Raw genomic sequence first — 12,799 nt, forward strand, 5'->3', positions numbered from 1 at the left:
CTTCATCTGAATGTTCGTCTCTCGCTTATGAATCCGCGGGCGCATCGGCACCCGATTCCGGGGTGTCACCGCCGACGGCGTCGACGACGGCGACCATCGCGTGCCGCAGCAGCTGCTCGCCGAGCTTGTAGCCCTTGCGCATCACGGTGCCCAGCACCGGGGCCAAACCATCGCCCTCGTGCTGAACCGCCTCGTGCAGCTCCGGATCGAACTCGTCGCCCTGCTCGCCGAATTCACTGAGGCCCAACCCCTTCAGGGTCGAGACCAGCTTGTCGCCGACGGCCTTGAGCGGCCCGGACTCCAGGTCCCCGTGCTCGCGGGCCCGGTCCAGGTCGTCGATGATCGGCAGCAGCTGGGCGACGACGACGGCCTTGGCCCGGTCGATCGCCACCTGCTGGTCACGCAGCGAGCGCTTGCGGTAGTTGGCGAAGTCGGCCTGCACGCGCTGCAGGTCGGCCAGCAGCTCGGCTGCCGCATCGTTCGGCGTCTCCTCGGCGGCCGCCTCCGGCTCCGGCCCACTGGGGGCCGGGCCGGAGGCTGCCTCGCGAGATTCCCCGGTCTGGGGATCGATACGCCGCTTGTCGGTGATGGTCACCGGCTCGTGCGAATCGTTCTCACTCACTTGTTCTCCTGGTCATCCTCGACAACCTCGGCGTCAACAACGTCATCGGCGCCCGCACCCGGGGCTCCGGCGTCACCGCCACCGGCGGCCTGCTCGGCCTGAGCGGCCGCGTAGATCGCCTCACCCACGGCCTGGCTCTGCTCGCCCAGGGCCTCCATCGCGGACTTGATCGCCGCCAGGTCGGTGCCGGCCAGCGCGGTCTTGGCATCGGCGATGGCCGCGTCGACCTTGCCCAGCATCTCCTCGGGCACCTTCGAACCGCCCTCGGCGCCACGCTGCTCACCGACGAACTTCTCGGTCTGGTAGACCAGCGACTCGGCCTGGTTGCGAACGTCGGCCTCCTCGCGACGCTGACGATCCTCGTCGGCGTGCGCCTCGGCGTCCTTGATCATCCGGTCGATCTCCTCCTTGGACAGGCCGGAGCCCTCCTGGATCTTGATCGTGTTCTCCTTGCCGGTGCCCTTGTCCTTGGCGGTGACGTGCACGATGCCGTTGGCGTCGATGTCGAAGGTGACCTCGATCTGCGGCACACCGCGCGGGGCCGGCGGGATGCCGGTCAGCTCGAAGCTGCCGAGCAGCTTGTTGTGCGCGGCGATCTCGCGCTCACCCTGGAAGACCTGGATCTGCACCGACGGCTGGTTGTCGTCGGCGGTGGTGAAGGTCTCCGACCGCTTGGTCGGGATGGTGGTGTTGCGCTCGATCAGCTTGGTCATCACCCCGCCCTTGGTCTCGATGCCCAGGCTCAGCGGCGTGACATCGAGCAGCAGGACGTCCTTGACCTCGCCCTTGAGCACACCGGCCTGCAGCGCGGCGCCGGCCGCGACGACCTCGTCGGGGTTGACGCCCTTGTTGGGCTCCTTACCGCCGGTGAGTTCCTTGACCAGATCGGTCACCGCGGGCATCCGGGTGGAGCCACCGACCAGCACGACGTGATCGATGTCGCCAACGGCGATGCCGGCGTCGGCGATCACCTGCTGGAACGGCTTGCGGCTGCGGTCCAGCAGATCCTGGGTGATCTTCTGGAACTCGGCGCGGGTCAGCTGCTCGTCGAGGAACAGCGGGTTCTTGTCCGCGTCGACGGTGATGTAGGGCAGGTTGATCGAGGTGGACTGGCTCGAGCTGAGCTCGATCTTGGCCTTCTCGGCGGCCTCGCGCAGTCGCTGCATGGCCATCTTGTCCTTGGTCAGGTCGATGCCCGAGGTGGTCTTGAACTTCTCGACCAGCCACTCGACGATCCGGTCGTCCCAGTCGTCGCCACCGAGGTGGTTGTCACCGGAGGTGGCCCGCACCTCGACCACGCCGTCGCCGATTTCCAGCAGCGAGACGTCGAAGGTGCCGCCGCCGAGGTCGAAGACCAGGATGGTCTGTTCCTTGCTGCCCTTGTCCAGACCGTAGGCCAGCGCGGCAGCGGTGGGCTCGTTGACGATCCGCAGCACGTTGAGCCCGGCGACCTGACCGGCCTCCTTGGTGGCCTGGCGCTGGGCGTCGTTGAAGTACGCCGGCACGGTGATGACCGCGTCGGTGATGTCCTCGCCCAGGTAGCTCTCGGCGTCACGCTTGAGCTTCATCAGCACGCGCGCGCTGATCTCCTGGGGGGTGTAGTTCTTGCCGTCGATCTCCACGGACCAGTCGGTGCCCATATGCCGCTTGACCGAACGAATGGTCCGGTCGACGTTGGTCACCGCCTGGTTCTTGGCGGGCTGGCCGACCAGCACCTCGCCGTTGCGCGCAAACGCGACAACCGACGGGGTGGTCCGGGAGCCCTCGGAGTTCGTGACGACGACGGGGTCGCCACCCTCCAGAACCGCGACGACGGAGTTGGTGGTCCCGAGGTCGATGCCGACCGCACGAGCCATAGTTACTGCCTCCTGAATAGCATGGGTGGATCTGAGTGAACCGCACTCAAGACTGCTCCCGGATCGGCCGGTTGTCAAACCAGAGTTGAGCCGATATCACTCATGTTGTCATGGGGGTCAACCGTGGGGTTTGCGGATTCATTCCCGGTTCCGGCGAAAATTCTCCCGACCGGCGGCACGGCCGCCGCCTCACGACTTGATAAACAACACTCGCCCCACCCGCCTCAACCGTCACGGGCCGGGTAACCTGGCGGCAAGGTCCAAGGAGAGCCGTCAGGTGCGCACATTCAACTCCCGGCTGGCGCTGGCCGGCGTCAGCGTCGTCGTCGCCGCGCTGACCGGCTGCAGCACCGTCATCGACGGCACCCCGAGCTGCCCGGGCTGCGGCATCAACGCCGAACCGGAATTCCGCACCCCACGCCCGTCGGCCACCCCGCCGCCGGTCACCGCCGCGCCGTCCAGCGCGGTCCCCTCGCCGGCGCCCGGACCGACCGCACCGGCCCCCGGCGCCCAGACCCTGCCCGCCGACGAGTCCGGCTACGTGTTCATCCAGACCAAATCCGGCCAGACCCGCTGCCAGCTGAACGCGACCGAGGTCGGCTGCGAATCGCAGTTCTCCAACGCCCCCACCGTCGAGGGCGGCCAGGCCAACGGCGTCAGCGTCACCAGCGGCGGCGCGCTGCGCTGGGTGCTGGGCAACCTGGGCGCGATCCCCGCCGTCACCCTCGACTACGCCACCTACCGTGCGGTGGGCTGGACGATCGTCGCCGATTCCACCGGCACCCGGTTCACCAACGACGGCACCGGCCGCGGCATGACCGTCTCCACCGAGGGTGCCGAGGCCTTCTGAGCGTCGCCGCGGCCCCTAAGCTGACCGGGTGGACTTCCGGGTATTCGTCGAACCGCAGCAGGGTGCCGGCTATTCCGACCAACTCGCCGTCGCGCAGGCCGCCGAATCACTGGGCTACTCGGCCTTCTTCCGCTCCGATCACTACGTTGCGATGAGCGGCGACGGGCTGCCCGGCCCGACCGATTCCTGGATCACCCTGGGTGCGCTGGCCCGCGAGACCACCCGGATCCGGCTGGGCACCATGGTCACCTCCGCCACCTTCCGGCACCCCGGCCCGCTGGCCATCTCGGTGGCCCAGGTCGACCAGATGAGCGACGGCCGGGTGGAGTTCGGCATCGGCGCCGGCTGGTTCGAACGCGAACACCAGGCCTACGCCATCCCGTTCCCGCCGCTGGGCGAGCGCTTCGACCGGCTGCAGGAGCAGCTCGACATCGTCACCGGGCTGTGGGACACCCCCACCGGGTCGACGTTCGACTACTCCGGTCGGCACTACTCGATCCTCGACTCCCCCGCGCTGCCCAAGCCCGCGCAGCGGCCGCGCCCGCCGATCATCATCGGCGGCACCGGCCCCCGGCGCACGCCCGCGCTGGCCGCCCGCTACGCCGACGAGTTCAACGTGCCCTTCGACACCGTCGAGACGATCAGCACCCAGTTCGGCCGGGTCGCCGACGCGGTGGCCGCGGCCGGCCGCGAGCCCGACTCGATGACCTATTCGGCCTGCTTCGTGGTGGCCGCGGGCCGCGACGACGCCGAGGTCGCCCGGCGCGCCGCCGCGATCGGGCGCGACCTGGACGAACTGCGCAGCAACACCCCGCTGGTCGGCACCCCCGCCGAGATCGTCGACCGGCTGGCGCCGTTCGCCGAGGCCGGCGTGCAGCGGGTGTATCTACAGGTCCTCGACCTGGCCGACCTGGACCACCTGGCGCTGTTCTACGACGGGGTGGCCGCCCAGCTGCGCTGAGCTAGGGCAGGTCGACCTTCTCTGCCAGCCAGCGACCCTCGACGTTGCGCATGGTGATCTTCAACCGGGAGCGGTCCAGCCGGGGATCGGGCGAGTTTTTGCCGGAGACGGCCTGGTCGACGAACAGCAGCACCACCCCGACGTCGCCGTCGAAGGACTGCACGGCGGAATCGACGACGTTGCCGCGCGAGGTGGAATTGTTGTCGATGAGCAGCTGACGCAGCTGTCCGCTCGTCTCGCCGTACATGTCCTTGAACTCGCCGGTCGAGCCGTCCAGTATCTGGGCGATATCACTGTCCAGGTTCTTGGCGTCGATACTGGTCAGCAGCACGGCGAACGCCTCGGCCGCCGATTGCATCTCCTTGGCGGCGCGCTGGTCGGCGGCGGCCTGGTCGCCGGCCTCGACCGCAACGACCGCCTTGCGCCATTGCGCGCCCAGCACACCCGCACCGATCGCGGTACCGAGCAGCAGCACCGCCAGCACACCGGCCAGGATCCGCGCGCCCCGACCGGACTTGGCGGGCTCCGGGGCCGGGCGCGACCAGCCGGGCGGGGCGCCGGGCAGGGCGCCGGGCAGGTTGCCGGCGTCCGGGTACGGCCGCGGGTACGGCGGCGCCTGCGCGACGGACGGGGCGATGGGCGCGGGGGACGTGTGGGGCGCAGACGTGTGGGGCGCAGCGGCGTACGGCACGGCCTGCACCAGGGCCGTGACAAACTCCGCGCAGCTGGCGAACCGGGCGGCCGGATCCTTGCTCAGCGCCCGGGCCAGCACCGGATCCAACGCTTCCAGCCACCGGTGCGTGGCGGCCAACCGGGGCGGCGGGGCGTTCAGCTGCCGGCCGATCACCACCGCGGGGTCGGCATCGTGGAACGGCGCGGCACCGGTCAACAGGAAATAGCAGGTGGCCGCCAGCGAGTACTGGTCGGCGCGGCCGTCCACGGCCTGGCCCAGCAGTTGCTCGGGCGCGGCGAAGTCGACCGCGCCGACGGTGACGTCGGCCGCCGCCAGTCCGGACCCGCCGTCAAGTCGACGCGCAATGCCGAAGTCGGTCAACAGGATTCGCTGATTCCGCGCATCCTCGGAGGTGATCATGATGTTTCCGGGTCGGACGTCGCGGTGCAGCAGCCCCTTGCCGTGCGCGTAGTCCAGCGCCGAGGCGACCGCTCCAACGACGGCGACCACCCGCTCCAGCGGCAGCCCGCCCGGGTGCTGTTCGACCATCCGGCCGGTGTCCTCACCCCGCACGTAATCCATCGCGATCCACAGCCGGCCGTCCTGCTCACCGCGGTCATGCACGCCGACGATGTGCGGATGCCACAGCCCGGCCGCCCGATCCGCCGCGCTGCGGAATCGGTCCCGGAACTGCGGGTCGGCCGACACCGACTCGGACAGCACCTTCAGCGCGTCCTCGCGGGGCAGTCGGGGATGCCGCGCGAGATACACCTGGCCCGTCTCACCGCCGCCCAACAGGCCGACGATGGTGTACCCGGCGAAAACCTGACCAGCCCCCAACTGCATGGTGGCAATCCTAGGCGGCCGCCGCGGGGGTCCAACGCGGATGATCAGACCGCCGCGCGGGTTCCCAGCGACGCTCGACGCAGCCACGCCCGGCACCGAGGTCACATCCCGGTCGCAGCCCCGCGGATACTTGGTCACGGTCGGCCGGTGACGCCGAGGCCCGCCGCCGGGGCGGTTAGCATCGGGTGCCGTGGCTAACGGACGACCGGACGACCCCTATAACGAGCCCACCCAGTACGGCGGCTTCAGCGACCCGACGCAGGCGGCGAACTACGGCGGCGGCGCGGGCAACACCGGCGGCCAGGCCTACAGCGAGTACGAGGGCCCCGAGTACTCCGACTACGGCGCACCCACCGAGCAGGTCGGCGCGCCGGCCGCTCCCGAACCGCCGACCCCGTGGTTCCGCAAATCCGCGGTGATGGTCGCGGTCGGCGCGATCGCCGCGCTGGTGCTCGCCCTGGCGATCTACGGCATTGTGTCGCTGACCAGCGATTCGTCGACCTCCGGTGAGGAGACGACCACCGCGCCGAGGACCACCAGCGCCGTCGAAACCACCAGCACCACCGCGCCGGGCACCGAGAGCCCCACCAGCGCGGCGGTTCCGCCGCCCGTCTCGTCCGAGGCCCCGGTCCAGGAGACCACCACCGAGGTCACCGAGACCACCGAGGAACCGACCACCACGGAAACCACCACCGAGGCCCCGTCCACGACGGAGACCACGACGGAGACCACGGCCGAGACCACCACCGAGGCGCCGTCCACGGTGACGGTCACCGAGACCGCCAGCCCGTCGAGCACCCGGCCGGCGATCACCATCCCCATCCCGACGCTGCCGCGCGGCAACGGGTAGCGGTCAGCGCCGGTTGGCGTAGCCGGCGACCATCGCCTCGGCGCTGCGCACCGCGGCCCGGCAGGCCCGGGTGGTGAACGGATCATTGAGCGGATGCTCGGCCCGGCGCCGCCAGCGCTGCGCGGCGGCGAACGCCGCACGCGGACCGTCGTAGGGCTGCTCGGCGGTCAGACCCAGCCGGCTGGCCGCGTCGGTTCCCGAACCGCCGATGATGCGGCGCAGCGAGGCCACCTCGTCCTCGGTCAACGTGGTTGGCCGGGAACGCAATTGACTCAGCAGTCGCAGCTCCTCGAAGGCGTGCGAATCGGCCAGCAGCGGATCGATGTCGGCGATCACGTACGGGGTGGCGCGAATCGGATTGTCCGACACCAGCCGTCGCAACGCCAGCAGCGCGGTGTGCGCCTTGAGCAGCTCGGAACGCTGGGCGAACTGCTGGTCGATCACGTCGCGCAACGCCACCAGGCCGCTGCGTTCGAGCAGCTCGTCGGCCAGCGCCACCGAGTCGGTGATCCCCGAACGCAGCAGCGTGATGGAGATCCGGATGCCGAACATGCCGAACCGGTCCAGCAGCGCCGCCCGGGTCGGGGCGTCAACCGGGATCGAATCATCTTCGCGGACAAAGCGATCCACCGACAGCATGACCTTGTTCAGCTCCGCGGGGTCCATCCCGGCGAGCTTCTCCAGCGCGATGAACTCACCCTGCCGCAGGGTGCGCGCGGTCAGCGCCAACAGACCCGAGACCGGAACGACGGCCTGACAGATGCCGGTCTTCTCCATCTCCGCGGTGAACCGGCCGGCGACCTCACGGGCGGACAGCATCGCGTCGATGCGCCCGGCGCCGATCTCGTCGGCCCGCGACGCCACACCGATCACCCCAAGCGCGCCTGCCGAGCCGCCGACCAGCTCGCCGATCTGCGCCAGCAGCGCGATGTCGGCGGCGTTGAGGGTGCGCAGCAGGAACACCACGGCGTCCACCCGGGGCACCCCGTCGTCGGGCACCAGCAGTCGCAGGGTCCGCTCGGAGACGTCGCGGGACAGCGACGAGGTGCCGGGGGTGTCGATGATGGTGGCACCGATCAGCTCGGTGGCCGGCCACGCGACGTCCAGGAAGGACACCGCGCGCGCGTCGAGGTCGGCGAAGTCGAAGGTCAGCCCGTCGGCCCGGACGATCGGGACGTTGCTGCGCCGGCCCCGGTGATCGACGGCGGTGACCTTCGGCGTCGGCCCGTGCCGGAACCAGGTGACGATGCGGGTGGCCTCGGTGGCGTCGGTCGGGGCGATGTTCTCCCCCACCAGCGCGTTGACCAGCGTCGACTTGCCGGCCTTGAGGCTGCCGGCCAGCGCGATCCGGATCGGCTCGTTGAGTTGGCGGCCAATCCGGTTGAGCTGTTCGAAGACGTCGGCGCGTCCCCGATAGCCGGGTTCGCCCTGGTAGGCGCGGATTGTCGCGGCCAGGATGGCCCGCACCTGATCGCTGGTACTCATCGGCGCCCCAGTTTACGGCGAGCCGACTAGGATCGGCGCACGTGACCGACGACGAGGAACCCTGGTACCGGACACAGACGGCCATCTTCGCCGCCGGCGGCCTGGGGCTGGTCCTGGTCGTGACGCTGTTCGCCATGGTGGTGCGGATGTCCGGCGAGTGGGAGAACCCGACGCCGACCACACCGCGGGTGACCGCGTCGTACCCGTCGGAAACCGAGACCTCGATCCTGACCCCGTCCTCGTCGACCACGACGTACACCACCAGTGTGCCGCTGTCGACCTCGGAGATCCCCGGCGAGCCGCTGCCCTCGGAGACCTCGGAGACCTCCGAGTCCGAGGACCCCGACGAGACCACGACCGAGACGACCACCGGAACCGGCGCCGAGACGACGACCACCACGTCGTCGTCCGGACCGGTGACGACCACCGACGAGCAGGACTACGACGCCGAGGAAACCACCACCACGCGCAACCGGCCGCGGTTCAACGAGACCCGAACTGTGTACCCGGCGCCCTGAGTGTCAGCGCGGCTTGCTCACCCGCCTCAGCGCAGCTTGTTCGCCCGCCTCAGCGCAGCTTGTTCACATTGTCGGTGACCTGCGTCAGGATGTTGTCCTGACGCTGCAGCTCGGTCACCCGGCCGACCCGGTCGCTCTCCTGCAGCCGGGCCGCGGCCAGGGTGGCCTGCAGCGACTCGTTCAGTGACCGGGTCGCCCGGTTGGCGATCTCCCGGTAGTGGTCGCGCAGCTGGCGCTGGATCGTCTTGAGCCGGTCCCGGGATTCCTTGCCGACCACGAAGGACACGTCGTCGGCGAATCGCCGCAGGTTGGTCTTGGCCTCGCCGCGCACCCGCAGCATCCGGGCGTCCATGTCCTCCCGGTAGGCCTTGCGGCCCAGCAGCAGCCCCGCCCCCAGCGACAGCGGGTTGAACATGCCCAGCCCGGCGACCGTGGTCAGCATGCCGAACATCAGCACGCCGCCGTAGGAGCCGCGCATGCTGGTCACCGCCTTGTGCCCGAGGCCGATCGGCTTGGACTCCAGCCGGGCGATGCCGCGCAGCCCACCGAACGCGGCGCCCATCTGCGCGGCGCTGACCTCGGGCAGGTCGACGGCGTCCATCCCGTTGGACAGGAAGGTGCGGGCCACCTCGGCGGCCAGCGCCTCGGCCCGCTGGAACGCCCAGACGAAGTTGTCGCCGACCGCGGTGGCGATGGCGTTTTCGGCCTCGGTGCCGATCTCGGCCCAGTGCAGGGTGGGATCGCAGCCGTCGACCACCGATTCGAGGTGGTTGACGATCGACCGGAACCGGGCCCGCAGGTCGTGGTCGACGTCGCCGGTCAGGTCCGCGATGCCGTCATTGAGCACCTGCTGCCACAGCGCGGTGTTGGCCAGCGCGTCGGCGGCCTCCTGCTTGCGGCGTTCCAGGTCGTCGGTGAGCCGGCGGACGTCGTCGGGGTCGTTGATGGCGTCCAACTCGGCGCGCACCGCCAGGGTCAGATGCTCGGCGGCGGCGGCGATCTCGTCGAGCACCTGATCGCGGACCCGATCGGTCTCCCGGGTCAGCACTCGCTCGGACAGGAACTTCACCAGGGCCGGGAAGTTGGACTCCTCGTTGAGTTCGGCGTCGTTGCTGGTCACCGCGTGGCTGCGCAGCAGCGACGACACCGGGATCAACGCCAGATCGAGCCGGGCCCGCTGCAGGTGCGCGGCGTTGGCGGCGACGATCGCCCGCCAGTGCGGGTACAGGTCGGTCTTGGTGGCGACGATCGCGCCGACCGGGCAGATGTCATGGGCCTGCCGGATGAACCGCAGCTCGGGTTCGGTGAACTCCTGACTGGTGTCGCTGATCATCAGCATGGCGTCGGCATCGGGCAGCAGACCCAGCGTCGCCGACAGGTGCGGCTGGCCGTGCCCGCCGACGCCCGGGGTGTCGATGAAGGTCAGGCCGCCGCGCAGCAGCGGGCTGGGGGCGCCGACCTCCACCCGCAGCACCTCCCGGCCGCGGGCCGCCGGGGCGCGGCGCAGGTCCGCCCGGATGTCCTCGACCGGGATGTCGATGAACTCCGGTTCGCTGCCGCCGGGGGCGGGGGCGACCACCAGCCGGGCCGACGGGGTGTCGGCATAGCCGACGACGGTGATCAGCGCGGTGGTCTCGTCGTCGCCGACCCGGGCGACCGGCAGGTTCAGCAGCGAGTTGAGCAGTTGGCTCTTGCCCTGCTTGAGCTGGCCGGCGATCACCACGCGCAGCTGCGGATCGGTGATCCGCTGCCGGGCCGCCGCCAGCCGGGCGCACAGGTCGCCGCGGTCGTAGAGCTCGGCGATCCGGGTGCTGTGGTCGATCAGTTCGACGATCACCTTCACCCGGCGCGGGTCCTCCGGTTGGGTCACGGTCTTCGTCCTCCTGGGTTCTCACACACGGTAGGACGCGAACGTGGCGGGGACCCGTACAGGTCCCCGCCACGCCGCGTCGGGGGGTTCGGCCGCCGGCTCAGAAGCCGAACGGGCTGTGGTGCTCGGCCGGGGCGCCGACCGCCACGTGCTCACCGCCGGCCACCGACTGGTCGCCGCCGAACAGCGACTGGGACCCACCGGTGTTGCCGAACAGCGACTGGTCGCCGCCGAACAGCGAGTTGGAGCCGCCGCTGTTGCCCAGCAGCGAGTGATTGCCACTGTTGTCGACCAGGGTGTGCTCGGTGGTGGTGCTGGTCACCGTGCTGGTGTGGGTCGGGTTCAGCGAGTGGTCGATCACCGTGTTGCCCGACGACGAGTTGTCGTCGATCACCGAGGAGGTGGTGGTCTCCGAGACCGTGTGGGTGCTGGAGCTGGTGGTGTTGCCGGTGTCCTTGCTGACCACGGTGATGCCACCGCCGCCCGCGTTGCCGCCGGAGCTGCTGTTGCCGATGCCGACGCCGAGCAGCCCGCCGCCGTGTCCGCCGGCCGCGCCGCCGCCGTTGCCGCCGCTGGCGTCGACGTCCTGGAACACCGGGGCATCGTTGTCGCGGATCACCGAGCCGCTGCCGGTGCTGGTGGTGTTGCCGGTGGTGTGCACGACGCCGTGGCCCTGGGCGACGCTGGCGCCCGCCCCGGCGATGGTGTCGCCGTTGGAGACGTCGTTGTTGTTGCCCAGCACCGCGCCGTCGCCGCTGACGATGTCGCCGTCGTTCTCGCCGCCGACCACCACGCCGTTGCCGCTGGCGGTGTTGGAGGTCTTGTCGCCGAGGGTGATGTCACCGAAGCCCAGGTTGAACCCGCCCTGCTGGGCGTTGGCGCCGGCGCCGCCCTGATTGGGGCTCATGATCGGCGTCTGGTTGTGGCTGGCCAGGTCGGTCTGGTTGTGCGAGGCCAGATCGGTCTGCGGGGTGAAAGTGTTCTGCGGCGCCCAGCTCGGCGACAGCAGGCTCGGGGAGGCCACGTTCGGCGAGTACTCGTAGCCGGGGGCGTAGTTGCTGGAGTACGGGGTGTAGTCGTTGTAGCCGTAGTGGTTGGCCACCGCGCGCTGCAGGCCGCCGACCGGGTCGCTGGCGCTGGCGAGCATCAGTTCCGGCATCGCGGTGCTGGCGACCGCGGTCAGCTGGGCCGGGGAAACCCCGGACAGGCCGGCATCACGCAGCGACTGATCGGGCGCCAGCACGAAGGCGCGGGCCGCGGCGTCGTTGTTGAAGAGGTTCAGGAGCCAGTCGATGATGTTCAACATCTCGGTGCCTTTCGCGTTATCCGCCGGACTGCCCGGCGATCTGAAATACACGTTATGGCCGCCGCAAGCCCCCGGAAACGGGGTTGTTTCCCGTCGTCAAAGCCAAACCCCTAGGGGTGTTTCACCCCCCAACGTTAGGGGATTAGGGGGCGGCTAGGGGTGTTTGCCGGAAACGAAAAACCGCCCGGCAGCGCGATCGGCTGCCGGGCGGTCTGGGGACAGGTTTCAGACCAGGAAGTCGAACCCCGGGTGCTGCGGGTCGACGTGCTGGACGTCCTCGGCCCGGTGGATCCAGTCGGACACCGGGAACGTCGGGTCGAGATGCTGCTCGACCGGCAGATCCGGCAGCACCGGATCGAGCGGGGCGAACACCTCGGCGGCGGGAGCGACGAGGTCCGGGACCGCCGCCAGCTCCCCGATCGTCGATCCAGCCTGGATGACCGCGGCCGCCGGATCGTGCACAACCGGCAGGTCCAGGCCGCCGGGCAGGTTCGGTGCGCCGGCATCGAAGGCCTCGAAGGCGGCGTGCGCGGCGCCCGAGGACCACACGTTGTCCAGGTTCACGTTGTCCAGCACGGCGCCGGCCGGACCGTCCAGCGACGGCGTGGTGGGACCGAACCCGGGGGTGGACATCGACACCGAGTCCGACACCATCGGGATCAGGTTGTCGACGTCGACGCTGGTCACCCCGGTCAGGTGGGCGTCGGCGATGGCCCTGGCGGGGTCGGCGGCGTAGCTGGCCGCCGCGGCCGGATCCCGCACCAGGCCCATCACGAAGTCCAGGAGTTCATTTGCCATGACGCCCCGCCTTCCGAGTTTCCGGGCCCACCGTGGGCCTCGCTGTGCCATGTTAGGCGGCCGCACCGGCGGGACGGATCGGGTCACACCCCCAGCCTGCCAAATCTCCCTTAGGGGATTGCCTATTAGGGGATTGTCGCGGCTAGGGGGCGGAAGTAATGTGG

11 protein-coding genes are annotated in these 12,799 nt (G+C 70.0%); 4 read left to right on the forward strand and 7 right to left on the reverse strand.

The genetic code is table 11. From position 1 onward, the window contains the following. Positions 1-25: 25 nt before the first annotated feature. Together grpE and dnaK are read right to left on the reverse strand one after the other, a co-directional pair. Positions 26-622: a nucleotide exchange factor GrpE gene (gene grpE / locus G6N10_RS11765; protein WP_085095941.1), complete on the reverse strand. Its 597-nt coding sequence runs from the start codon at positions 620-622 to the stop codon at positions 26-28. Beyond that, on the reverse strand, positions 619-2,478 hold the full coding sequence (gene dnaK, locus G6N10_RS11770) for a molecular chaperone DnaK (protein WP_085095939.1): 1,860 nt from the start codon (positions 2,476-2,478) through the stop codon (positions 619-621). Before dnaK ends, grpE begins: the two co-directional genes overlap by 4 nt. 277 nt (positions 2,479-2,755) lie before the next feature. On the opposite strand from dnaK, the gene G6N10_RS11775 reads away from it, so the two are divergent. Next, positions 2,756-3,328, forward strand: coding sequence for a hypothetical protein (locus G6N10_RS11775; protein ID WP_085095937.1), 573 nt, complete (start codon positions 2,756-2,758; stop codon positions 3,326-3,328). 28 nt (positions 3,329-3,356) lie between these two features. After that, positions 3,357-4,289, forward strand: coding sequence for an LLM class F420-dependent oxidoreductase (locus tag G6N10_RS11780; protein WP_085095935.1), 933 nt, complete (start codon positions 3,357-3,359; stop codon positions 4,287-4,289). A 1-nt stretch (position 4,290) separates the two neighbouring features. Here the strand turns inward: G6N10_RS11780 and G6N10_RS20120 are convergent, their stop codons facing one another. Then, positions 4,291-5,808: a serine/threonine-protein kinase gene (locus tag G6N10_RS20120; protein WP_109750504.1), complete on the reverse strand. Its 1,518-nt coding sequence runs from the start codon at positions 5,806-5,808 to the stop codon at positions 4,291-4,293. Positions 5,809-5,998: 190 nt separating this feature from the next. Here G6N10_RS20120 and G6N10_RS11790 point away from each other — a divergent pair, with 190 nt between their 5' ends. After that, positions 5,999-6,658 carry a hypothetical protein gene (locus tag G6N10_RS11790; RefSeq protein WP_085095934.1) on the forward strand — a complete coding sequence of 220 codons (660 nt, stop codon included), beginning with the start codon at positions 5,999-6,001 and terminating at the stop codon, positions 6,656-6,658. A gap of 3 nt (positions 6,659-6,661) precedes the next feature. Here G6N10_RS11790 and G6N10_RS11795 read toward each other — a convergent pair whose 3' ends face one another. Then, entirely contained in the window at positions 6,662-8,143 is a 1,482-nt protein-coding gene (locus G6N10_RS11795; RefSeq protein ID WP_085095932.1) for a dynamin family protein, read from the reverse strand. A gap of 41 nt (positions 8,144-8,184) precedes the next feature. Between G6N10_RS11795 and G6N10_RS11800 the strand changes: the two genes are divergently transcribed. After that, complete coding sequence (locus G6N10_RS11800) at positions 8,185-8,661, forward strand: hypothetical protein (RefSeq protein ID WP_085095929.1); 477 nt, start codon at positions 8,185-8,187, stop codon at positions 8,659-8,661. 49 nt (positions 8,662-8,710) lie between these two features. On the opposite strand, the gene G6N10_RS11805 is transcribed toward G6N10_RS11800, so the two are convergent. The 3 genes from G6N10_RS11805 to G6N10_RS20180 all read right to left on the reverse strand — a co-directional run bounded on the left by G6N10_RS11805 (position 8,711) and on the right by G6N10_RS20180 (position 12,635). After that, entirely contained in the window at positions 8,711-10,531 is a 1,821-nt protein-coding gene (locus G6N10_RS11805; protein WP_085095926.1) for a dynamin-like GTPase family protein, read from the reverse strand. Positions 10,532-10,631: 100 nt separating this feature from the next. Next, positions 10,632-11,837 carry an IniB N-terminal domain-containing protein gene (locus tag G6N10_RS11810; RefSeq protein WP_085095924.1) on the reverse strand — a complete coding sequence of 402 codons (1,206 nt, stop codon included), beginning with the start codon at positions 11,835-11,837 and terminating at the stop codon, positions 10,632-10,634. A gap of 225 nt (positions 11,838-12,062) precedes the next feature. Next, positions 12,063-12,635: an Rv0340 family IniB-related protein gene (locus G6N10_RS20180; protein WP_085095921.1), complete on the reverse strand. Its 573-nt coding sequence runs from the start codon at positions 12,633-12,635 to the stop codon at positions 12,063-12,065. Positions 12,636-12,799 lie beyond the last annotated feature (164 nt).

Origin of the sequence: Mycolicibacterium fallax (genome assembly GCF_010726955.1) — a bacterium.
In the GTDB taxonomy this organism is placed as follows: domain Bacteria; phylum Actinomycetota; class Actinomycetes; order Mycobacteriales; family Mycobacteriaceae; genus Mycobacterium; species Mycobacterium fallax.

Excerpts from the sequence above, each read along its gene's own strand:
- dnaK (WP_085095939.1), bottom strand. The coding sequence starts at position 2,478 with ATGGCTCGTGCGGTCGGCATCGACCTCGGGACCACCAACTCCGTCGTC.
- G6N10_RS20120 (WP_109750504.1), bottom strand. The coding sequence starts at position 5,808 with ATGCAGTTGGGGGCTGGTCAGGTTTTCGCCGGGTACACCATCGTCGGC.
- G6N10_RS11795 (WP_085095932.1), bottom strand. The coding sequence starts at position 8,143 with ATGAGTACCAGCGATCAGGTGCGGGCCATCCTGGCCGCGACAATCCGC.
- G6N10_RS11810 (WP_085095924.1), bottom strand. The coding sequence starts at position 11,837 with ATGTTGAACATCATCGACTGGCTCCTGAACCTCTTCAACAACGACGCC.
- G6N10_RS20180 (WP_085095921.1), bottom strand. The coding sequence starts at position 12,635 with ATGGCAAATGAACTCCTGGACTTCGTGATGGGCCTGGTGCGGGATCCG.